This window comes from Mucilaginibacter sp. Mucisp73, from assembly GCF_059491465.1.
On record NZ_CP168507.1, the window covers coordinates 74,839 to 97,070 of the forward strand.

20 protein-coding genes are annotated in these 22,232 nt (G+C 42.6%); 17 read left to right on the plus strand and 3 right to left on the minus strand.

All coding sequences use genetic code 11. The features are described from left to right. Positions 1-19 precede the first annotated feature (19 nt). From ACEN82_RS00335 to ACEN82_RS00345, 3 genes are all read left to right on the plus strand, one after another. Positions 20-766 carry a segregation and condensation protein A gene (locus ACEN82_RS00335; RefSeq protein WP_090534968.1) on the plus strand — a complete coding sequence of 249 codons (747 nt, stop codon included), beginning with the start codon at positions 20-22 and terminating at the stop codon, positions 764-766. Positions 767-1,168: 402 nt separating this feature from the next. Beyond that, positions 1,169-2,455 carry a serine hydroxymethyltransferase gene (glyA, locus tag ACEN82_RS00340; protein ID WP_090534972.1) on the plus strand — a complete coding sequence of 429 codons (1,287 nt, stop codon included), beginning with the start codon at positions 1,169-1,171 and terminating at the stop codon, positions 2,453-2,455. A 3-nt stretch (positions 2,456-2,458) separates the two neighbouring features. Beyond that, on the plus strand, positions 2,459-5,587 hold the full coding sequence (locus ACEN82_RS00345; protein ID WP_413321910.1) for a PAS domain S-box protein: 3,129 nt from the start codon (positions 2,459-2,461) through the stop codon (positions 5,585-5,587). A 203-nt stretch (positions 5,588-5,790) separates the two neighbouring features. On the opposite strand, the gene ACEN82_RS00350 is transcribed toward ACEN82_RS00345, so the two are convergent. Together ACEN82_RS00350 and rlmN are read right to left on the minus strand one after the other, a co-directional pair. Then, entirely contained in the window at positions 5,791-6,489 is a 699-nt protein-coding gene (locus tag ACEN82_RS00350; protein ID WP_413321911.1) for a ComF family protein, read from the minus strand. Between the two features lie 23 nt (positions 6,490-6,512). Then, complete coding sequence (gene rlmN / locus ACEN82_RS00355; RefSeq protein WP_091174591.1) at positions 6,513-7,580, minus strand: dual-specificity RNA methyltransferase RlmN; 1,068 nt, start codon at positions 7,578-7,580, stop codon at positions 6,513-6,515. A 155-nt stretch (positions 7,581-7,735) separates the two neighbouring features. Between rlmN and ACEN82_RS00360 the strand changes: the two genes are divergently transcribed. Then, positions 7,736-8,905, plus strand: a complete 1,170-nt coding sequence (locus ACEN82_RS00360) for an amidohydrolase family protein (RefSeq protein ID WP_413321912.1) — start codon at positions 7,736-7,738, stop codon at positions 8,903-8,905. Between the two features lie 287 nt (positions 8,906-9,192). On the opposite strand, the gene ACEN82_RS00365 is transcribed toward ACEN82_RS00360, so the two are convergent. Continuing rightward, positions 9,193-9,714, minus strand: coding sequence for a YceI family protein (locus ACEN82_RS00365; protein WP_413321913.1), 522 nt, complete (start codon positions 9,712-9,714; stop codon positions 9,193-9,195). Between the two features lie 177 nt (positions 9,715-9,891). Here ACEN82_RS00365 and ACEN82_RS00370 point away from each other — a divergent pair, with 177 nt between their 5' ends. The 13 genes from ACEN82_RS00370 (at position 9,892) to ACEN82_RS00430 (ending at position 22,093) form a co-directional block, all read left to right on the plus strand. Then, positions 9,892-10,170 carry an acylphosphatase gene (locus ACEN82_RS00370; RefSeq protein WP_090534455.1) on the plus strand — a complete coding sequence of 93 codons (279 nt, stop codon included), beginning with the start codon at positions 9,892-9,894 and terminating at the stop codon, positions 10,168-10,170. A 99-nt stretch (positions 10,171-10,269) separates the two neighbouring features. Beyond that, a complete protein-coding gene (locus ACEN82_RS00375) occupies positions 10,270-11,724 on the plus strand; it encodes a polysaccharide biosynthesis C-terminal domain-containing protein (protein WP_413321914.1) in 1,455 nt (484 codons plus the stop codon). Beyond that, positions 11,721-12,155 (plus strand): dUTP diphosphatase, encoded by a 435-nt coding sequence (gene dut / locus ACEN82_RS00380; protein WP_413321915.1) that lies wholly within the window; start codon positions 11,721-11,723, stop codon positions 12,153-12,155. The genes ACEN82_RS00375 and dut overlap by 4 nt, the downstream gene beginning before the upstream one ends. 171 nt (positions 12,156-12,326) lie before the next feature. After that, positions 12,327-14,027: a tetratricopeptide repeat protein gene (locus tag ACEN82_RS00385; protein ID WP_413321916.1), complete on the plus strand. Its 1,701-nt coding sequence runs from the start codon at positions 12,327-12,329 to the stop codon at positions 14,025-14,027. Next, positions 14,005-14,790 (plus strand): lipoprotein insertase outer membrane protein LolB1, encoded by a 786-nt coding sequence (gene lolB1, locus ACEN82_RS00390; RefSeq protein ID WP_188833504.1) that lies wholly within the window; start codon positions 14,005-14,007, stop codon positions 14,788-14,790. The genes ACEN82_RS00385 and lolB1 overlap by 23 nt, the downstream gene beginning before the upstream one ends. A 16-nt stretch (positions 14,791-14,806) precedes the next feature. After that, complete coding sequence (locus ACEN82_RS00395; protein ID WP_188833503.1) at positions 14,807-16,117, plus strand: murein hydrolase activator EnvC family protein; 1,311 nt, start codon at positions 14,807-14,809, stop codon at positions 16,115-16,117. A gap of 59 nt (positions 16,118-16,176) precedes the next feature. Then, complete coding sequence (locus ACEN82_RS00400) at positions 16,177-16,620, plus strand: Sec-independent protein translocase subunit TatA/TatB (protein ID WP_188833502.1); 444 nt, start codon at positions 16,177-16,179, stop codon at positions 16,618-16,620. A 32-nt stretch (positions 16,621-16,652) separates the two neighbouring features. Beyond that, positions 16,653-16,826, plus strand: coding sequence for a Sec-independent protein translocase subunit TatA/TatB (locus ACEN82_RS00405; RefSeq protein ID WP_175490113.1), 174 nt, complete (start codon positions 16,653-16,655; stop codon positions 16,824-16,826). A 103-nt stretch (positions 16,827-16,929) separates the two neighbouring features. Further along, positions 16,930-18,354: an Asp-tRNA(Asn)/Glu-tRNA(Gln) amidotransferase subunit GatA gene (gene gatA, locus ACEN82_RS00410; protein ID WP_413321917.1), complete on the plus strand. Its 1,425-nt coding sequence runs from the start codon at positions 16,930-16,932 to the stop codon at positions 18,352-18,354. A gap of 68 nt (positions 18,355-18,422) precedes the next feature. Then, the gene (locus ACEN82_RS00415; RefSeq protein WP_413321918.1) at positions 18,423-19,700 is read left to right on the plus strand and encodes a lytic transglycosylase domain-containing protein; all 1,278 of its coding nucleotides are present in this window, start codon (positions 18,423-18,425) and stop codon (positions 19,698-19,700) included. Between the two features lie 438 nt (positions 19,701-20,138). Then, positions 20,139-20,519 (plus strand): hypothetical protein, encoded by a 381-nt coding sequence (locus ACEN82_RS00420; RefSeq protein ID WP_413321919.1) that lies wholly within the window; start codon positions 20,139-20,141, stop codon positions 20,517-20,519. Beyond that, positions 20,519-21,424, plus strand: a complete 906-nt coding sequence (locus ACEN82_RS00425) for an IS3 family transposase (RefSeq protein WP_495644142.1) — start codon at positions 20,519-20,521, stop codon at positions 21,422-21,424. The genes ACEN82_RS00420 and ACEN82_RS00425 overlap by 1 nt, the downstream gene beginning before the upstream one ends. Before the next feature lie 300 nt (positions 21,425-21,724). After that, the gene (locus ACEN82_RS00430; RefSeq protein ID WP_413322347.1) at positions 21,725-22,093 is read left to right on the plus strand and encodes an iron chaperone; all 369 of its coding nucleotides are present in this window, start codon (positions 21,725-21,727) and stop codon (positions 22,091-22,093) included. Positions 22,094-22,232 lie beyond the last annotated feature (139 nt).

Genomic DNA, 22,232 nt, shown 5'->3' on the forward strand with positions numbered 1-22,232 from the left:
TTATTTTTGACCGGATTTTATGACCGACGATAGTTTTGCCATTAGGTTACCCCAGTTTGAAGGCCCGTTTGACCTGCTGCTGTTTTTCATTGAGCGTGATGAGCTGGATATTCACGATATCCCGATAGCAAAAATTGCCGATGATTTTCTGCAATACCTGCACCAGATGAGCAGCCTCAATATGGAAATTGCCAGCGAATTTATTTTCGTTGCTGCAACACTTATGCGTATCAAGGCAAAAATGCTGCTGCCGCGTTATGGCACCGAAGAAGCAGGCGATGATCCGGATACCAAGGAAAACCTGATCAGAAAACTCATCGAGTACAAAAAATTTAAAGAGGTTTGTGAAGAGATAAGGCCGATGGAAGATGAGCGATTTAAACAGGAAAAGCGCGGCAATATCAAACATGACCTCGAACAGGTTGAAAAAGTAGCCGTGCCCGGCGAAGAGTTATCCGAATTAACCCTTTACCGTCTTATGGTTGTTTATGAGCGGATGATCCGCAATTTCACCAGGCGCAGTGAGGAGGTGAAACACACAGTAGTACAGTATCCCTACACCATCGAAAAACAAAAGAAGGCAGTTGCCGATCTGCTCAAGATCAATAAAATGCTCGATTTTAAAGCAATCGCCAAAGAATCTGAAAACAAAGTTCATTTTGTATATAACTTTTTGGCGGTGCTTGAAATGTTGCAACAAGAGCTGATAGATATCCAGATTGGATTGGGTTATAATAACTTTTGGATTTCGCCAAAAGAGATATGAGACATTAGATTTGAGATATGAGACAGAATAAGCCAAGTGTTTTAAAAAAGAGGAGGCCATCGGTTAGTTTATCGGAGGCTGATTTTTGGACTGATGTTCCAAAAGGAATTAAGCAGGCTATTCAAAAAGGCAAAAACAACTTGATCGGGGTGAGGGCATTGCACATGATAAAGTGATGGAAAAAATAAAATCCAGATTTCTCAACAGGTGAAGTTATTTGAGATTCAAAGAATAATTATGCGTTTAGGTCTGACGATTTATTCGCTGTAAACACTTGGGCGGCAAATAATATTGCGTTTATTTTAAGCCACGTAAAATCTAACATTACTCTTATCTCAAATCTCACATCTCACATCTCAAATCTATATCAATTGCGTAACTTAGCGCCGTTAAAAACACACAATGAAAAGAGACAAACTGATATTTAAGCTATTGGATGAAGAACAGCAACGCCAGGAAGAAGGCATTGAGCTTATAGCATCTGAGAATTTTGTAAGCAGGCAGGTTATGGAAGCTGCAGGTTCTGTTGCAACCAACAAGTATGCCGAAGGTTTACCGGGCAAACGCTATTACGGCGGCTGCCAGGTGGTTGACGAAATTGAAACCATAGCTATTGAACGCGCCAAGCAATTGTTTAACGCCGAGTGGGTTAACGTACAACCGCATTCTGGCGCACAGGCAAACGCGGCAGTTATGCTTGCTGTATTGCAGCCGGGCGATAAAATATTAGGTTTTGACCTTTCACATGGTGGTCACTTAACACACGGTTCGCCTGTTAACTTTTCGGGCAAATTGTATGAACCTCATTTTTATGGGGTTAAAAAAGAAACCGGCCTGGTTGATTATGACCAGCTTAAAGAGGTAGCCCTGCGCGAAAAACCGAAACTGATCATTGCAGGCGCGTCGGCTTACTCACGCGATTGGGATTATGAGTTTATCCGTAAGGTAGCTGATGAAGTTGGTGCGCTGGTATTGGCCGATATCTCGCACCCTGCAGGTTTAATTGCCCGAGGTTTATTGACCGATCCGCTTCCGCATTGCCATATTGTTACTACTACTACCCACAAAACTTTGCGCGGTCCGCGTGGTGGTTTAATTATGATGGGTAAGGATTTTGAAAACCCATTTGGTATCAAAACCCCTAAAGGCGAAATCAGGATGATGTCGTCATTATTGGATATGGCCGTATTCCCTGGTACACAGGGTGGTCCGTTGGAGCATATCATTGCCGCTAAAGCAGTTGCTTTTGGTGAGGCTTTGAGCGAAAACTACATGAAATACATTGTGCAGGTTAAGAAGAATGCCGACGCTATGGCCGAAGCATTTGTGAAATTGGGTTACCAGATCATATCTGGCGGTACGGATAACCACTTAATGCTGATCGATCTTCGTAATAAAAATATTACAGGTAAAGCTGCCGAAAATGCTTTGGTAACTGCCGATATCACCGTGAATAAAAACATGGTGCCATATGATGATAAATCGCCATTTGTAACTTCAGGCATCCGTGTAGGCACTGCGGCTATCACTACCCGCGGGATGAAGGAAAAACATATGGAGCATATTGTTGAATTGATAGATGCTGTAATTTCTGATCCTGAAAATGAACATTCTATCAAGAAAATCCGTAAAAGGGTTCACAAGTTAATGTACGACTTCCCGTTGTACAGAGATAAGGACTCAGAGTAAAAAATGACACTAAGGCAGGAAGATCCATCAAGCATAGAAGATAAGCGCTTAGCAGCGCTTAAATCATACAATGTTTTGGATACCATGCCCGAAAAGGAGTACGACGCTATTACGCGTTTAGCCTCCTACATATGCCAGGTGCCGGCAGCGCTGATATCGCTGCTTGATGCCGAAAGGCAATGGTTTAAATCAACATACGGCGTCGACGTGGAGGAAACACCCCGCGCCGACGCTTTTTGCAACCGCACCATCCAATCCGAGGCGCTTCTTGAAATAACCGATTCTAAGGAGGACGAGGAATTTAAGGATAACCCCATAGCCAATGAAATGGGCGTACGCTTTTATGCCGGCGCCCCATTGATTGATCCGGACGGCCACAGGCTTGGCTCATTATGCGTGATTGATACAAAGCCGCGTAAGCTCACAGCCGAACAGCGTGATGCGCTCCGTACGCTGGCCGATGAGGTCATGTCGCGCCTGCTGCTCCGGAAACAGAAGCTTGAACTGGAGCGAAATTTGAAAAGCCACCAGGAATTTCATGATCTTTTTGACAGCTCGCCGGATATTCATTGTATCATGGACAGGGATTTTAAAATCGAGCAAATTAACCGCTCTGCCAAACCGGTTTTGGGTTATTTAGCTACTGAGGTTATCGGCAAACCCATCTGGAGTTTTTTCCTCGAAGAAGAACAGGCAAAATCGCTGTCGGTCCTGAAAAAAGGGTTGAGCAGGCAGCAACGCCATTTTGAAATAGAAGCAAATATTATAACACCATCGGGAGATATTAAATGCATTAGCTGGTCGGTAACGTTTAAAAACGATAAGTGGTTTGCCAGCGGGCGCGATATCAGCTATCAGAAAAAGGTGGCCAATGAACTGGCATTACTATCATTGGTTGCAAGTAAAGTTACCAGTGGTGTAGTGATCAGCAACGCGGCCGATGAGGTAATATGGACCAATGAAGCTTTTGAGCAGATAACAGGTTACTGCCAGGCCGATGTGGAAAACCGGCGTTTGCGCGATGTGCTTAAAGGCGTACCGCTGGATGCCGAAGCTGTAAAACGGCTGGATGAAGCCATCCGCAAGCAGGTATCTTACGAGGTTGACCTGTTGATAGATAAAAAAGATGGTGAACCGGTTTGGATCTCGGTATTTAACTCGGTGATCCGCGACAGTGCCGGGCAAACAGATAAATTTATCAGGGTTATTATTGATATAACCCAGCGTAAAAAGATTGAGCAGGACCTGGAGATCCTGTCCTTCGCGGCCCGCAAATCGCCAAGCGGTATCCTGATCCGCAGTAATACGGGCGAGGTGGTCTGGATGAATGAAGCCCTGGAGAGTATAACAGGTTATACGCTTGACGAAATGCGTGGTAAAATGTTTGGCACTATGCTGGTTGGCGAAGATACCGACCTTAATGTGTTTAACGCGGCAGTGAAAGCTGTAGAGGAAAAACGGGGATATGAAGTTGAAATAAAAGTTTATAAAAAGGACAAAACCCCAATCTGGATCTTTCTGTCAAATAGCCCTTTATTTAATGAAACAGGTAGTGTTGAAAGGCAGATAGCTGTCATGGTTGACATCACCGAACGTAAGAAAACCGAAGAGCAGGTAACCATGCTTTCATTAGTGGCCAGCAGCACTGCCAGTGGCGTGGTAATTAATAACAGCGATGGTAAGGTTGAGTGGGTCAATAAAGCCTTTGAGCAAATAACCGGCTATACTTTGCTTGATGTAAAAGACAACCATCTTGGCGATGTGCTGAAAGGGGAGCTTACCGACGTATCTATTATCCAAAAGGCACGGGAGTTATCCCGCAATAAACAATCATTTGAGGTTGACCTGCTGGTTTACCGGAAAGACAGGCAGCCGTTGTGGATCTCGGTGATCAACTCGGTGATCATTAACAGTAAGGGCGAAGTTGATAAATACATAGAGGTTATCATTGACATAACTGCTAAAAAGAAAGCCGAAATTGAACTCATTAATGCCCGGGAGGAAGCCATACAGCTGAGCCGCGCCAAAGATATGTTCATATCGGTAATGAGCCACGAGATCCGTACGCCGCTGAATGCCGTAATTGGTATGTCGCATTTGTTGCTGGAGGATGATCCGCTTGATGGGCAAAAGGAAAACCTTAATATTCTGAAATTCTCGGCCGAAAACCTGATGACGCTCATCAACGATGTGCTTGATTTTGCCAAGATCGAAACCGGGAACGTTGAGCTGGAGAAGGAGCGGGTTAATTTAACCGAACTTGTTCAAAGCATAACAAGCTCCATGCAGTATAAAGCCGCCGAAAAAAATATATATATTAGCAAAAGCATTGATGAGGCCATACCCAAAGTGATTTTGGGCGACCGTACCCGGCTGATCCAGATATTACTAAACCTTGTTGGTAATGCCATTAAATTTACCGAAAAAGGCGGAGTTACCATCGATCTGAAAGTAATACAGCAATCAGAACAGGATGTGCGCATCAGGTTTGCAGTAATTGATACCGGCATAGGCATTGCCGCAAATAAACTGGGGACTATATTTGAGCAGTTTAAGCAGGCCGAACTGGATACTACACGCAAGTTTGGAGGTACCGGCCTTGGCCTCGCTATCAGCAAGCGGTTAATTGAACTGCATGACTCGCGCATAAATGTTGACAGCGTACCGGGACAGGGATCAACATTTTGGTTTACCATAGGCTTTAAAAAGGGAGATTACCAGTCAAACAGAAATAGTAATAACGTGGAAGAAGGACTTAAAATAAATGTTTTAGTAGTTGATGACAACCAGATTAACCGCCTGCTCATTAATAAGATATTAAAGAAATGGGGTGCCAATGCTGATTTTGCCGAAAACGGCATTGAAGCTATTGAAAAGGTTGAAACCAACCGCAACTACAACGTAGTGCTGATGGATATCCACATGCCCGAAATGGGCGGTTTGGAAGCTACAGGCATTATCCGCGCTAAAACAGAAACTTATTTCCAGCAGTTACCGATCATTGCCCTTACGGCCTCTATGCTCAGCAACCAAATGGGCGAGATTAACGATGCCGGAATGAATGACTACATCCTTAAACCCTTTGACCCGAGGGTGCTTTACGATAAACTAAGCAGATATCAGCAGCAGTAGGGGTTAGTGATTAGAGACTGGAGATTAGAGGTGAGTTTGTTTAAATCCCCGTACTAAAACAGATGTCATTATAAGCGATAGTGCGGCAATCGCACGGAAGCGTGACCGCCCTGTATAGTATGCGATTGCCATGTCGAACCCCTGGCTCATTCCCATGTTGCTTCTCAACAATGACATGATTAGTATCCTACTCGATTATGGCCCTACACCGCATAAGCTATAGCCGCTATACTTAACTTCAAACCAGGAACTTTCAATAACTCTGCGCCGCAGGCTTCAAGGGTAGAGCCGGTAGTCACTATATCGTCAACTAATAAAACGTGTTTACCTTCAAGCGCAGCCGGATCTTGAACCGCGAATACATGCCGCATATTTTCAAACCGGGCAAAGCGCGACCGTTGGGTTTGCGTTTTGGTGGCCACCGTACGTACAAGGCTGTGCTCATCAACAACCGCCTTTAATTTTTCGGCAAGGCCATGGGCAAAGCAGGCGCTTTGGTTATAGCCACGTTCGCGCTGGCGGCGTTTATGGAGCGGCACCGGAATAATTACATCTGCGGTATTAAAAATATCATTTGCGGCAAGCTGTGCCCCTGCAATGCCTCCCAACAGATTGCCGATCTCCTGCATGCCTTTGTATTTAAAATGGTGCATCAGGTTCTGAATCTTTCCTCCTTTATGAAAATAATAGAGCGCGTAGGCGGCTTCCACATTAATTTTACCCCAAAACTGCTGGGCTACAATATTAGCAGGTTGCTGATGAAAATTGGTAAAAGGTAAATTGAAGCGGCAATCGCTGCAAATGATATGCTCACCTGCTACCAAGCTTGCCTGGCAGGCCGGGCAAAGCTCCGGGAACAGCAGGGCGGCAAAATCTGAAAGGTAGGCATGCAGTAATTTCATGCCCTCAATTTAATATGGATTTTTTAAACTTCGGCCAGTTTATCTTTTTCTTTGATGGCAAGCTGACCGCAGGCAGCGTCAATATCCTTGCCGCGGCTGCGGCGGAGGTGCGTGTTAATACCTTGTTTGGTGAGGTAATCGGCAAATGCTTCAACTTTATCCTCGCCGGCATTGATGTAGCTGGCAAAAGCAATAGGATTGTATTCAATGATGTTGACCTTGCAGGGCAGGTGTTTGCAAAATTTAGCCAGCTCCATAGCGTCCTGGATACCATCGTTCACACCATCAAAAATAATGTACTCGTAGGTCACCGGGTTTTTGGTTTTGGCGTAGTAATATTTTAATGCCTCGGCCAGGGCCTTTAACGAATTTTGCTCGTTGATGGGCATAATAGTATTCCGTTTTTCGTCGTTTGCCGCGTGAAGGGAAAGGGCAAGATTAAATTTTACCTGGTCGTCGCCCAGTTTTTTGATCATTTTGGCAATGCCGGCTGTTGATACAGTAATGCGTTTGGCAGCCATATTAAGCCCATCCTCGGAGGTAATGCGCTCTATCGACTTCATCATGTTGGCATAGTTAAGCAATGGCTCGCCCATGCCCATGTAAACAATGTTTGATAAAGGCTGATTGTAGTTTTCGCGGGCTTGCTGATCAATTAAAACTACCTGGTCGTAAATTTCATCGGGGTTGAGGTTCCTTTTGCGCTCCATATAACCGGTGGCACAAAATTTACAGGTAAGGCTGCAACCCACCTGCGATGATACACAGGCCGTCATGCGGCCGGGAGTTGGAATTAAAACGCCCTCAATTAAGTGGTTGTCGTGTAAAATAAAAGAATTTTTTATAGTTTTATCAGCACTAACCTGTGAAGAATTAATTTTTACATTATTAATTACAAAATTTGCATCCAGTTTAGCACGGAGTTCTTTTGAAATATTGCTCATCTCGTTGAAAGAAAAGCAAGATTTTTTCCAAAGCCATTCATACACCTGTTTTGCCCTGAAGCCTTTTTCATCCATACGGATGAAATGCTCCTGTAAAGCATTCAGGCTCAGGCTACGGATGTCAATTTTATCTTTTGTATTGTTCACAGTGCAAAAGTACTTAAATTTAAAAAAATCTATCTTTTTTTAAAGTCATTCTTTTTGGCTAATAAAAAACAATAACTAAAAGTTAATTGTACTTATTTTGCAGGACAGATTGTTTTGAAAAACGTTATGTGTTACGATACTAAGTTTAAATTTTAATGAAAAGTTTTAGAGCCGATTACGTTTTTCCTGTTTATGCCGATCCGATTAAAAATGGAATAGTTACTGTTGATGATCAGGGGAAGATCATAGCTGTTACCGATAATACCAAGTCCCCTGGCGGGCAAATACAGCAGGTAAGCGGTGTTATTTGCCCGGGATTTATCAATACGCATTGCCATACCGAACTTTCTCATTTAAAAGATAAAGTAAAGCCCAAAGGCGGCCTGGTAAATTTTATAAAAGACGTTCAATCCTTACGCAATACCGATCAGCAGGAGGTTCTTGATGCCATAGCTAAGGCCGATCAGGAAATGTATGATAACGGTATTGTAGCCGTTGGTGATATCTCCAACACTAATAATAGTGTTGCGATGAAAAAACAAAGCAAGTTATACTATCATACCTTTGTTGAAACTTTTGGTTTTTTGCCCGAAAAGGCTGCTGAAGTTTTTGAAAAAGCGCTGGCCCTGCTTAGTGAATTTAAGCCCGGCTCGTGTTCTATAACCCCGCATGCGCCGTATTCGGTATCAAAGGAGTTATTTAAGCTGATTAAAAAGCACAGCGATACCAACGATGAAAACCTGCTCAGTATCCATAACCAGGAGTGTGAGGATGAGAACAAATTTTACCGGTATAAACTTGGTGCTTTTTTAGAGTTGTACGAGCATTTTGGTATGGATATATCCTATTTCAAACCGCAGGCCCGTAACTCGGTACAATCTATTATCCCGCTGCTCTCTAACCAGCAAAAGGTTTTGCTGGTACATAATACCTGTACTAACCTGAAGGATATTTACTTCATCAAACGGTTTGACAGAAAGATAAACTGGTGTTTTTGCCCTAATGCAAACCTTTATATTGAAGGGCGTTTACCTAAAATTGATCTTTTTGTTGACCAGGGTTTTAATATTACCCTTGGTACCGACAGCCTTGCATCAAACAGCAAATTATGCTTACTGAGCGAGATGCGAGCTATTCAACAAAAGTTCCCTTCTATAAGCTTACCGCGCCTGGTTGAATGGGGGACCCGTAATGGAGCCGAATACCTGGGTATCGACGATGAAAAAGGCACGCTTGAAGCAGGCAAAACCCCGGGCCTGAACCTGATCAGTGGCCTTGATGGGTTTAAGATCACCCCCGAAACCAAAGTAAAGAAACTGATATAAATTGACACTAATTTTCACGAATTAGATCGAATTACACGAATAACGTAAAGGAAACATTCATGTAATTCGATTAAATTATAAGCAATTTATACAAGGATTGGTGCAGATATTGTCCTTTACTCGGCCACCTCGATGGGTTTAAGATCGCCCCCGAAACCAAAGTGAAAAAGCCGATATAGTTGACACTAATTTTCACGAATCAGATCGAATTACACGAATAACGTCAAGAAAATATTCGTGTAATTCGATTAAATTATAAGTAAGCTATACAAGGATTCGTGCAGATATCATCCTTTACTTACCGGCACTGTCAAATGAATTGTAACTTCGGGCGGTGTGCCGCTTCTGTCGATGCCATACTTAGGAGGCAGTACTTTAAAATCACCTTTAAATACACCCTCGCTGCCTTTGTCGTCAAAAGTAAAATGGATGGCTTCGGGGTTGGTTTTGCCTTTCATGGTTAGCTTTCCGCTGGCTACGTAGCCGTTACCGCTTTTTGATACCGAGGTTGATTCAAATTTAATGGTTGGATAATCGTCGGCGCCCAGGGCCGATTTTACGTGGCTGGTTTTAATAAAGAAACCGGTTGCCGCGGTTGTAACATCAATAGTTGCCGAAATTTTAGCTTGTTCGGGATGGTCTTTATCAAATGTTATATCGGCTTTTAAACCGCCGAATGAACCGCTCACCCTGTGGCCTTCAAAAGTTACCTGGGCTTCATCGCCTTTCACCTTCCAGTTGCCAAAAATAGCGAATGCCGAAAAGGCTGTAAAAGCAATGATCAGGGCAGAAAAAATAATTTTTTTCATAAAATAGATTTTTAGAGTTATATCAATCAAAATAAAATGTAATGCGTTTGGTAGTAATTACGCTTGTTAAGTAAAACAGGTTGCTTAGCCGGAAAAAAGTTACCTTTGCACCAGTAGGGTTGTTAGCTTTAAGCTTTGAGCATTCCGCTTTTAATTTAATACCTGTCAAATCTAATGATCAAACATCTCAATATTACAGTTAAAGGCAAAGTGCAGGGTGTTTTTTACCGTAAATCAACCAAAGCGGTTGCGGATCAGCTCGGTGTACGCGGTTTTGTATTGAATGAGCCCAACGGTGATGTGTACATCGAAGCCGAGGCTGATGACACATTTCTTGATATGTTTCTTGAATGGTGTAATGAGGGCCCTCAGGATGCCGAGGTAAATGCCGTTGAAAGCCATGAAGGCGAATTGAAAAACTATCGTAATTTTGAGGTTGTTAAAAGGCGTTTGTAACTAAATACAAACCCATTAAATCGAATATCTCCATTGTCTACTATAAAAAAATTCGCTGGGCAAACTGCTATATATGGTCTGAGTACCATCATTTCCCGGATGATCTACTTTGTTTTAACGCCAATTTATACCCGTACCCTGCCGGTAAATGCTAATGGCGTTTTTACATCGGTATATGGAAGTGCTTCTATCATTAACGCCATTTTGGCTTTTGGTATGGAAACTACTTATTTCAGGTATCTGCAAAAACGTTCGGATAACAAACAGCAGGTTTATAATAACGCGTTTGGTGTTGTTATAATGGTATCAGTAATATTCCTGGTTTTTTGTGTACTATTTTTAAATCCTATTGTCAATTACATGCAGGCCGGCGTCACTAAAGATCATGCCGACTATACTTTTTACGTAAAGTGCTTCCTTGTAATTTTAGTGCTTGATGCTTTTTGCGTAATCCCTTTTGCCCGCATCAGGGCAGAAGGCCGCCCCATAAAATACGCCATTATCAAATGCTCAAACATCGGCCTTGTGATGATGCTCAATTTGTTTTTTCTGTTCGGCGTTCCGTTTATAATAAATCATCATTTGCCGGCCGGAGCATGGATGGCAGGTTGGTACAGGCCCAATTGGGTAGGGTATGTGTTTTTAGCTAACGCAATAGCGAGCGGGCTTACCATACTATTGTTATTGCCCGAGATATTGCAAATGAAGCTGAAGTTTGACGGTGCCATGTTAAGCGAAATGTTTGCATACAGCTGGCCTATATTGATAGCCAATATATCGTTCATCATTAATGAGTCATTGGATAAAGTGATGCTGAAGCAAATGCTGCCCCAAAGTATTGCCGATACGCATGTGGGCATTTATGGCACCTGCGCCAAGATTGCATTATTCCTGAGTATTTTTGTGCAGGCCTTCAGGTTAGGCGCCGAACCGTTTTTCTTCAGCCATGCAAAAAACAAAAACTCGGGCGAAACTTATGCCCGCATCATGACCTACTTTGTAATTATGGTAGCCGTTATATGTGTAGCACTTATTGCCAATGTTGATATACTGGCGACTGTTATAGTAGGAAAGGAAACGCATGAGGTGAAACATCATATAGTTTACAATCCGTTTTGGCAGGGCCTTGGCGTTGTACCGCCTTTGTTGTTCGGTTACCTGAGCCTTGGTATTTATATGAATCTTTCGGTGTGGTATAAATTGTCTGACCAAACCCGGTATGGCTTATATATATCTGGTATAGGGGCGGTATTAACCGTTATTTTAAACTGGCTGCTTATTCCTAAATACAGCTATATGGCGTCGGCGTGGATCTCGTTCGCGGCCTATGCTACCATGATGGTGCTCTCGTACCTGTGGGGGCAAAAAAATTACCCCATCCCATACAACTTAAAAAAGAACCTTGCGTATATAATTGTCTCGGTATTGTTTGTTTTTCTGTCGTTCACGGTATTTAAACGTAATATTTTTGTTGGTAACGGGCTTTTACTTTTATTTGCGGCCGGGGCGTATTACTTTGAGCGCAAGGAGTTAAAAGCTATATTTAAACGATGATCATCCGCATAATTAACAAATCAAAAAATAGTTTACCGGCTTATGAAACTGCTCATGCGGCAGGCATGGACCTGCGTGCCGATGTAGAAACTACGGTAGTGCTTAAACCAATGGAACGTAAACTCATTCCAACAGGTTTATATATTGAATTACCCGAGGGTTTCGAAGCGCAAATCCGCCCAAGAAGCGGTCTGGCATTTAAGCATGGTATTGGTATTGTTAATTCGCCGGGTACCATTGATGCTGATTATCGCGGAGAGATCAAGGTATTGCTCATCAATTTCTCGACAGAAGATTTTGAGGTCAATACCGGCGACAGGATAGCCCAGATGGTAGTTGCCAAACACGAGCGTGTTAACTGGGAGCAGGTAGAAGTACTGAACGAAACCCAAAGGGGCGAAGGCGGCTACGGACACACGGGAAGTAATTAGAGTCAGGACTATAAGAGTCAGGAAGCAAGAAAGAAATATAGTCAAGACCATTAGAGTCAGGAAGCAAGAAGAATGAAGATTGGTAAAAGCAATATTAAATTAGAAAGTACACGGAAAACACACCTGTTTTCTGCGCCTTTTCTTGCGTCTTTATTCTTGCCTCTTGCCATCTTGCCTCTAAATTCTCAGGCTCAGCATAAAAAGAACGGCGATAATAAAACACTGGCATCGGCAGGTAAGGTGATGAGTTATCAGGACAGCGCTATGGTTAAGCAGCTTTTCTTTTCGGCCCTGCGCGAAAAAACGGTTGAGAACTATAAGCTTGCCACCGAAATGTTTGAGCGCGTTTTACAGGCCGACCCCGCAAATGATGCTTCCTTATATGAACTGGCAAACCTTAAAAGGCAGCAAAATGATTTTGCAGCTTCTGAGCCCCTCCTGGAGCAGGCTGTAGCAATAAATAAGGATAACGAATGGTATTGGGCAGCATTGGCCGATAGCTATGAAAAAACCAATACCATTGATAAGCTTGAAAATGTTTTTAACCAGCTGATCAGGCTTAACCCGGATAAATCAGCGTATTATTTTGACAAGGCCAATGCTTTTACCATCCTGAAAAGGTACGATGATGCCCTTAAGGTATATGATGAGATTGAAAAATTGAACGGCCCGAGTGATGATCTTTTAGCCAATCGTCAAAAGATCTATTTAAAGCAGGGCAAAATTGACCAGGCCACTTCCGAACTGGAAAAGCAGATAGCCGCTAATCCCGGGGAGATCCGTTACTACCTGGCCCTTGGCGAGGTTTACAACTCGAACGGGTTTGCCGATAAGGCGCTTAAAGTATTGCAGCAAGCTGAAAAGCTTGATCCGCGAAATGGTTTGGTGCACTTTGCGCTGGCCGATATCTATCGCGATAAAAAGAACAACGAAGCCAGCTTTAATGAGCTTACCCAGGGATTTGCCATTCCGGATATCGGCATCGATCAAAAAATTAATATTATATCCGGATACTTTCCTAAGTTTCCGGAGGCTAATGCAAAAGCCAGCGCGCTTGAATTAAGTCGGATCCTGACCGTTGCCCATCCTAACGATGCCAGGGCTTATGCTATTTACGGCGATATGCTGATCCAGAATACCAAATATAAAGAGGCAAAGCCGGTACTTAAAAAATCGGCCCAGCTTAATAACCAGGTGTACAATGTTCAGGAACAGCTGGTGCGCCTGGATTTAGGCGACAATGACCTTGATGCCGCTATTAAAGATGGTGAAAACGCATTGTCATTATTCCCGAACCAGGCCTGGATGAATTATCTTGTCGGTGTTGCCTGGGCACAAAAAAAGGATAACAATAAGGCGGTTGGTTATCTTAAAAACGCCACTTCATTAGAACTTCAGGATAAGGAGCTACTTTCGTTAAGTTTTTCATTATTGGGCGATTGCTATCATGAGTTGAAGAATATTAAAAGTTCTGACGAGAGTTATGAGAAAGCTTTAACCTACAATCCGGATAATGCATTCACTTTAAACAATTATGCGTATTATTTATCGTTAAGGAATGAGCAATTGGAAAAGGCGGCAGCAATGTCGGCACATTCCAATGAGCTGCAGCCTAATACAGCATCGTTTGAAGATACTTATGCCTGGATCCTGTTTAAACAAAAAAAATATGCCCAGGCCAAAGAATGGATGGAGAAAGCCCTGACGCATGATAAAGACAACAGCGGGGTTAAGTATGAACATTATGGCGATATATTGTTTTTCCTTGGGAATACCGATGCTGCCGTAACTAACTGGAAAAAGGCGAAAGGCTTTGGTGAGCAGTCACCAGTTTTAGATCGTAAGATAAATGAAAAAAAATATAGCGAATAGTTTACTTATAGCTTGCTGCCTGCTGGTAATGGTAAGCTGTAAAGCGCGTAAACAAGTTTTGGTTACCCGTAAGGCAGATTCGACCGCAAGGACGAGTGATATTGCCGGCAAACTGGCAGCCATAAGGGCAAACCAGGTAAATTTTACAACATTTGCGGGCAAGGCAAAAACCAAGCTTAGCATCAATAATAACAGCAATGATGTTACCCTGAATATCAGGATAGCAAAAGATAAAAGGATCTGGGTTTCCATCACAGCAGTATTAGGCATTGAAGCTGCCCGCGCCGTTATAACGCCCGACAGCATTATGATCATTAACCGCTTGCAAAGCGTTTACATTAAAAAGCCGTTTAGCTATATATATACTTACGCTAGCAAAGAGGTTAATTATAAAACACTCGAGTCGTTGCTGATTGGCAACGCCGTGCCCGAGCTGGTTAATGAGCAGGCCACTATTGATCATACCGATGGCAATACAACTTTGAGCGGCACCCTGAATGATCTGGTTTACAAGCTGATACTGGGTCCGGATAATAAGGTTACGCAAACCAATTTAGATAACCAGCGCCAGGCGCAATCGTTACAGGTTACCAATAATACCTTTATCGAAGCAACAAACCGGGTATTGCCGGCACAAATAGATATCGCATCAGTAGTAAAAGATAAAAAAATACAAGTTAATTTGCATTATACTAAGGCCGATTTTGAAGTACAGCAAAACTATCCGTTCAGCATTCCTGACGGGTACGAGCCTGGCAAATAATTAATATGTTTATTTAATGAAGTTTTTAAAAGCAGTTTTCTTTTTATTATTGGTACTGGCAGCAGTTAATGTACACGCGCAAAGCAGTGACGAACTGAAACGTCGTAAAGCACAGCTGAATAAAGAGCTTGAACAATTAAATGAAGATTACAATGAAACTTTAAACAATAAAAAGGCTTCATTAAAGCAACTAAGCATACTCAAGGCACAGATAAACCTGAGACAGGAAAAAATAGAAAATATCAACTCTGAAGTGAGGCTTTTGGATAACCAGATCTCAGAGAGTAGTAATAACGTACGTAGTTTACAGTCGCAATTAGATCAGCTTAAAAAGGAATACGCGGCTATGATCCTGTTTGCATATCGCAATCAAAGTGCATATAATAAAATGATGTTCCTTTTTGCATCAAAAGACTTTAACCAGGCCTATAAGCGTTTAAAATATTTACAGCAGTTTGGTACCTACCGTGAGCGGCAGGCCGCCTATATACAAGGTACACAGAAGGAGCTGCATGTTAAAATTAATGAGCTTGACCGGACAAAGGACGAAAAGAATGATCTTTTAAAGGATCAGCAAAAAGAAAAAGAAACACTGGGTAATGAACGTAATAACCAGGTTAAAGTAGTAAGCGATCTGTCGCAGCATGAGGGGATCCTGAAGAAACAGCAAAAAGATCTGCAGGCTAAGATAGTAAAAACAAACCGCGCTATTAACGAAGCTATCCGCAGGGAAATTGAAGAGGCCAGGCGCAGGGCTGCTGAAGAAGAAAGACGCAGGGCTGAAGAAGCTGCAAGACTGGCCGCAGCCAAAGCAAAGGCCGAAAATAAGCCCGCGCCTGTTGCACCGGCTCCGGCTAAGCCGGCTGCCGCGCGCAGTACATCAAGTGTATTGAATGCCACACCCGAGGCCGCTAAGCTGTCGAACGACTTTTTGGGTAATCGCGGTGGTTTGCCATGGCCGGTATCCAACGGGATAATTACCCAGGGTTTTGGTACCTATACCACGCCTGAAGGTATCAGGAGTGAAAGTACAGGTGTTGATATCCGTACTAACCAGGGCAGCACCGTAAGGGCTGTATTTGATGGTACGGTTGTAAAAGTGGGTGATGTGAGCGGCACCTATTTGGTAATTATATTGCATGGGGAGTATTTTACAGCTTACAGTAATTTACGGTCGGTAACTGTTGCGCGTGGGCAAAAAGTGAGCACCAAACAAGCTATCGGCACGGTGGCAACTGATCCATCGACAGGAGAAACGGAGGCGCACTTTGAAATTTATAAAGGAACAACACCGGTTAACCCCAAGATCTGGCTGGCGCCTAACTAATTAGTTATGAACTATAAGAAATTTTAATTGTATATATTTGTATCCTTAAACAGAATGCTATGTTAAGTTCAGTTTTGTTATTTTTAAATATTGGTACGGGCGAGATGGTACTGATACTTTTTGCAGCATTGATGCTATTTGGCGGCGAAAAACTGCCCGGCCTGGCACGGAGCCTGGGTAAAGGGATCCGCGACTTTAAAGATGCCTCTGAAGATGTTAAACGTGAGATCAATAACCAGATCAATAATTACGAGGAAAAGAAACCTGCACCTAAAGTAGAAGAAGAAAAACCGCTTTTAGATGAAAAAGCTTCAGAAGCTCCGGAAGCTGCAGCTGAGCACGAAAAGCCGGTTGTTGAAAATACTGTTCCAAATACAATCGCGATCAGTGATTATCATGTAAATACCCCGGCTGAGCCGGAACACCAAAGTCATATCAATTTAGATAAGACCATTACCGGTAGCCATCTGGATACCGAAAAAGAAGAAGAATACAAATCATAATATAATATTAATCATACATAAAACTTAAAATCATGGGTGGATTAGGCGCACCAGAAATTATTCTGATCATCATTGCGATACTTTTATTATTCGGCGGTAAAAAAATACCTGAATTAATGAGAGGCTTAGGGAAAGGCGTTAAGGAATTTAAAGACGCGCAAAACAGCGACGGCTCATCTTCTTCATCTGAAGAAAAAAAAGCTTAATACCCTAACAGGGATTAGGTTTTAATGCCATTTTTATCGAGTATATGAACTTATCTGTTGATTTATTTCTTATTTCAACGGATAAGTTTTTTATTTTAGCCCCATGGCTAATATTTATTCCTCTTTAACCGAAATAAAGAGCGGGTTGGAACGTGCAGAAATTACTGTTGAAGGTCTTGTAAAGGGCTATTTGCTTGAAATTGAAAAAAATGCTCATTTAAACGCTTTTAATGAAGTGTTTGCCGATGAAGCGCTGATTGCTGCAAAAAACGTTGACAACAAAATAAAGAATGGCACCGGCGGCAAATTAGCCGGTATGGTTGTCGGCATTAAAGATAATATCTGCTATAAAGGGCACCAGGTTAGTGCCTCCTCAAAAATCTTAACCGGTTTCACTTCCATCTTTTCATCAACCGTGGTTGAACGCCTGCTGGCCGAAGACGCGGTGATCATTGGGCGCTGTAACTGCGATGAATTTGCCATGGGCGCCACCAACGAATCATCATACTTTGGCCCGGTAAAAAACCATGCCGATGAAACTAAAGTTGCAGGCGGTTCGTCGGGCGGTTCGGCTGTGGCCGTACAAGCAGGGATGTGCCATGCCGCTTTAGGTACGGATACGGGTGGTTCGGTAAGGCAGCCGGCTTCATTTTGCGGTGTTGTAGGTTTAAAGCCAACATACGGAACAATTTCAAGGCACGGTATTATCGCCTATGCTTCCTCGTTTGACCAGGTTGGCCCTATCACTAAATCGGTAGAAGACGCTGCATTATTGCTGGAAGTACTCGCAGGTCCGGATGAATATGACAGTACGTTATCACAAACTCCGCCACCTGCATCATATACTAATCTTCAAAAGCCGGGAAAAAAGAAGATAGCTTACCTGCAGGAAGCCATATCAAGCCCGGGTGTTGACACCGAAGTAAAAGACAACCTTGTACAATACATCGATAAGCTGCGTGCCGATGGGCACACAGTTACCCCGATAGCTTTTGAGCTGCTGGAATACCTGGTGCCAACTTACTATATCCTGGCCATGGCCGAAGCGTCATCAAACCTGGCAAGGTACGATGGTGTGCATTACGGTTATCGCAGTCCGCTGGCTACAGATTTACAGTCTACTTATAAACGTTCCCGTTCTGAAGGTTTTGGTAAGGAAGTAAAGCGCCGTATCATGCTGGGCACTTTTGTTTTGAGCGCGGGTTATTACGATGCCTACTATGCAAAAGCACAAAAAGTACGCAGGCTGATCCAGGAAAAAACTAACCAGATACTGGAAGAGTATGATTTTATACTGGTGCCTACCGCGCCCGAACCGGCTTTTGACATAGGTAAGGAAGAGAAAGATCCGGTGGTAATGTATCTTTCTGACATATTTACCGTACAAGCCTCATTAACCGGCGTGCCGGCCATATCAATACCTACGGGCAATAACAGCAACGGTTTGCCGTTAGGTTTACAGTTATTAACAAAGCACTTTGGCGAACAGCAACTGTTAGATTTTGCCAAATATTTTCTCGATCTGTAATAAAAAAATGATATTTTAGTAAAATGCTGATGCTTTGGGCATTATAAATTAATCAAATCCCTGAATAAATGAAGAGATTATTTACGCTGACCATTTGCCTCTTATCACTCCAAGTTTTACAAGCCGAAACAAACACAACCAATTCAGCAAAGTCAATTAAGCAAATAAACCGGGTAACCAAATTTACCCCCGATATTGTAAACGCCGACACTACTATTTTACCGGTGCTTAATCAGTCGTTGCCGTTAAGTACATACGGCGGTTTGTACAAGCGCAGGTTAGATTCCATCCGCAAGGATATCCAGCTTGATTATAATGAATATGTGCAGGCTTATATCGATCTGTATATGCACAATCGCGAAGAAATGGGCCAGGTAGCAGGCTTAACCAAATATTACTTCCCCATATACGAAAAGGCTTTCCGTGAAGCCGGGATCCCCGAAGAAATAAAATTCCTGTCGATTGTGGAATCGAAACTTGATCCAAACGCGGTATCAAGGGTAGGGGCCACAGGTCTTTGGCAGTTTATGGGTACCACGGCAAAAACTTATGGCTTAAACATGGATAACTATGTTGATGAACGCCGTGACCCTATCCAGTCGAGCTATGCTGCGGCTGCCTATCTGAAGGATGCCTACCAGGAATTTGGCGACTGGCTACTGGCCATTGCCTCGTATAATTGCGGTAAAAGCAATGTGGAACGCGCCGTTGAAAAAGCAGGTGGCGTAACTGATTTCTGGAGCATTCGCCAGTACCTGCCTGTTGAAACCCGCGGGTATGTGCCGGCTTTCATCGCCATGAATTATGTAATGCATTATTTTAATAAGCATAACATTGTTGCGCAGGCTTGCAACTTCTCTACCCGCACCGATACGGTAATGGTTAAAAGAGTTGTTCCTTTGAGCAATGTTGCCCAGGCACTTGATGTTAGTTTAAGGGAGATCACCATCCTTAACCCATCGTACCGGATGGCTGTTGTTAATGGCAGTGAAAAAACGCCGCGCAGGCTTATCATCCCCCAAACCGCCAAAGATAATTACGCTGCTTTGTATAACGTGCTAAATGGTGTTAATACCCCCGTAGCTCCTGCCGCCCCTAAACCGGCTGCTTACGCTGCTGTTCAATATACGCCGGGTAAGTCTGAACGCAAAATCCCTACCCATCATAAAGTGAAGAGAGGCGAAACACTTGCTTCTATAGCTGATATGTTTGGTTGTGAGGTATCTGATCTTAAAGTTTGGAACCATCTCAAAACTAACCGCGCACCAATAGGGGCTATGTTAAGGGTATCGGCAGGGGAAGTTGCTGCCAACGTGCAGGATGACGGCCAGTATTCAAAGAATTAATTTTTTTAGTCGGAGATTCCGATGTCCGCAAATCCGAAAGTATTTTTAGTCGGGAAGTCCGCAGTCCGCAAGTTGAAATCCAGCTTTCGAACTTGTCTTTTATACTATTGTAAGTGCTTCAATCGCCGCCCGGTTAATGGCTACAGTGGTACAGCGACCGCAAACAAAGTACTTTTAGCGGATTGTTAGTGTAACCCTCTGTTTTATTATATATCTTATTGTCAAGATTTTATATTGACAAATTGCGAAAAGTGTTAACCCTGTTAACCCCCATCGCCGCCGCTCGTATCATGGCGAGTGGCTACTATCAAGCGGCCTCTGGCCGCCGGGGCAAAAGCAGCTTAGCCGTTATGTCTCATTAACTTGCGCTTGTTTGCAACGAGTGCTTATCTTGGGTTTGTCTTGTCCTGAAATAGGTTTACACAACAGTAAACAAAAATGGAAAGATATTCAAAGACCTATGGGAGTAAATGGCAGAGCCGATACAGTGATGAGTTTAAGCGAAAAATTTGCCAGGAATATTTAACAGGAGAAGAAGGCCTGAGTTTTCTTGAGCGGAAATATAATTTAGGGAATAGCCGGATTTCAGCCTGGTTAAAATCGTTTGGCCTGGAGAAAAAAAGACCGGTTTATGTATCTTCGTGTATCATGCCAGCAAAGAGAGATCCGGATATCCAGCCTGAAGATAGTGCATCAGTTAAGTTGCTGAAAAAGCAACTGGAAGATGCGCTTCTGGAAAAGGAGCTTTATCGTAAAATGATAGAAGTTGCTGAAAGAGACCTGAAGATCAATATCCGAAAAAAGTCCGTTACCAAGTAATCCGTGAGACTAAAAACAGCTATCCCAGGGTAAGCCTTGGAAAGTGCTGTTGTTTACTTGGCATTACCCGACAAGCTTATTATCAACACTTTTGGGAAGCAGAAGCAATTAGTTTTGAACAGGAGATCATCCTAAATGAAGTAAGGCATTTAAGGACTACACATCCGGCTATCGGTGTCAGAAAGCTCTATGTATTATTACAATCATTTTTACTTGAACATCAGATAAAGATGGGAAGGGATGCCCTTTTTGATCTTCTTGCTGCACATCATCTTTTAGTACGGAAGAAAAGGCGACGTGTTTATACCACCCAGTCTTTTCACTGGTTAAAAAAGTATCCCAACTGTATAAAAGAAATAATCCCTAATAAAGTAAATGAGATATGGGTATCAGATATAACGTATTACCGAACAACCAAAGGCTTTGTATATATAAGTTTTATAACAGATGCATATAGCAGAAAAATTGTTGGTTATCATGCTGCTGACACATTAGAAGCTGTTCATACGCTGAGTGCTTTACAAATGGCCCTCAGAGAAAACAGGCAACCGATAAATGGTTTAATACATCATTCAGACAGAGGGGTTCAATATTGCAGTTATGATTATGTAAAGCTATTACAGGACAACAATATAATCATCAGCATGACTGAAAACGGTGATCCTTTAGAAAATGCAATTGCTGAAAGGATCAACGGAATCATCAAACAGGAGTACCTGGAACATCAGAGTCTGAGTACCAAAGAAGAGGTAATGGAACTATTAATTAAGTCTGTAAAAAGCTATAATAACCAAAGACCACATATGAGTTGTAATATGCTCACACCTGAGTTTGTACATCAAAATAATATAGAAGCAGAGCGAACATGGAAAAATTATTATAAATCTCAAAATGTGGTTTTGTAAACCTATTTTAGGACTAATAAATATTGTAAACGTATAACAGGATTTAGCATTTAATCTGTAAACTTTTTTTAGGACGAGACAGTTAGCGTTTATAACGCGACTGGCGATGCAATCGCCAAACCATATTAAGCACTCGTTGCAAACGAGCGCAAGAGATGATAGTATAAGAATCTTTCGGACTTCCGGACTTTCCGACTTTCGGACATAAAAAAACATTTGTATTTTTATAGATATAAAGTCTTTCCGTGAAAATCTTTCGGACTTATGCGGACTTTCCGACTTCCGGACAAAAATATTGCTATGGAAAAGCCAAAAGAAAATATTGACGAATATATCGCCGGTTTCCCGGAGGATGTTCAACAAAAACTGCAATTGGTACGTGCTACCATCAGGGCTGCCGCGCCTGATGCCGAAGAAGCTATTAAATACGCCATTCCAACATTTATTCTTAACGGTAACCTGGTACACTTCGGCGGTTTTAAAAATCACATCGGTTTTTATCCCACACCGCAGGGTTTGGAAGAATTTAAAGAAGAACTTTCGGGCTATAAAGGGGCAAAAGGTTCGGTTCAGTTTCCACTTGATGAGCCTATGCCCCTCGATCTGATCACCAAAATTGTAAAGTTCAGGGTTCAGAAAAATATGGAGAAGGCAAAGAAGAAAAAATAGAACATTGCCAAATCCGTTCTTTTAAACACATCTTATCAAAACTTTAACCATATTTTATCCTCTTTTTAACATAATCGCAAAAAGGGGCTTTTGTATGTTTGTTCCATAAAAAGAATTGTAATTTTGGGCGCTTCAATTT

Excerpts from the sequence above, each read along its gene's own strand:
- ACEN82_RS00335 (WP_090534968.1), top strand. The coding sequence starts at position 20 with ATGACCGACGATAGTTTTGCCATTAGGTTACCCCAGTTTGAAGGCCCG.
- ACEN82_RS00420 (WP_413321919.1), top strand. The coding sequence starts at position 20,139 with ATGGAAAGATATTCAAAGACCTATGGGAGTAAATGGCAGAGCCGATAC.
- ACEN82_RS00415 (WP_413321918.1), top strand. The coding sequence starts at position 18,423 with ATGAAGAGATTATTTACGCTGACCATTTGCCTCTTATCACTCCAAGTT.
- ACEN82_RS00350 (WP_413321911.1), bottom strand. The coding sequence starts at position 6,489 with ATGAAATTACTGCATGCCTACCTTTCAGATTTTGCCGCCCTGCTGTTC.
- ACEN82_RS00345 (WP_413321910.1), top strand. The coding sequence starts at position 2,459 with ATGACACTAAGGCAGGAAGATCCATCAAGCATAGAAGATAAGCGCTTA.
- ACEN82_RS00375 (WP_413321914.1), top strand. The coding sequence starts at position 10,270 with ATGATCTACTTTGTTTTAACGCCAATTTATACCCGTACCCTGCCGGTA.
- ACEN82_RS00395 (WP_188833503.1), top strand. The coding sequence starts at position 14,807 with ATGAAGTTTTTAAAAGCAGTTTTCTTTTTATTATTGGTACTGGCAGCA.
- gatA (WP_413321917.1), top strand. The coding sequence starts at position 16,930 with ATGGCTAATATTTATTCCTCTTTAACCGAAATAAAGAGCGGGTTGGAA.
- ACEN82_RS00360 (WP_413321912.1), top strand. The coding sequence starts at position 7,736 with ATGAAAAGTTTTAGAGCCGATTACGTTTTTCCTGTTTATGCCGATCCG.
- ACEN82_RS00365 (WP_413321913.1), bottom strand. The coding sequence starts at position 9,714 with ATGAAAAAAATTATTTTTTCTGCCCTGATCATTGCTTTTACAGCCTTT.
- lolB1 (WP_188833504.1), top strand. The coding sequence starts at position 14,005 with ATGAAAAAAAATATAGCGAATAGTTTACTTATAGCTTGCTGCCTGCTG.
- ACEN82_RS00400 (WP_188833502.1), top strand. The coding sequence starts at position 16,177 with ATGTTAAGTTCAGTTTTGTTATTTTTAAATATTGGTACGGGCGAGATG.
- ACEN82_RS00430 (WP_413322347.1), top strand. The coding sequence starts at position 21,725 with ATGGAAAAGCCAAAAGAAAATATTGACGAATATATCGCCGGTTTCCCG.
- glyA (WP_090534972.1), top strand. The coding sequence starts at position 1,169 with ATGAAAAGAGACAAACTGATATTTAAGCTATTGGATGAAGAACAGCAA.
- ACEN82_RS00405 (WP_175490113.1), top strand. The coding sequence starts at position 16,653 with ATGGGTGGATTAGGCGCACCAGAAATTATTCTGATCATCATTGCGATA.
- dut (WP_413321915.1), top strand. The coding sequence starts at position 11,721 with ATGATCATCCGCATAATTAACAAATCAAAAAATAGTTTACCGGCTTAT.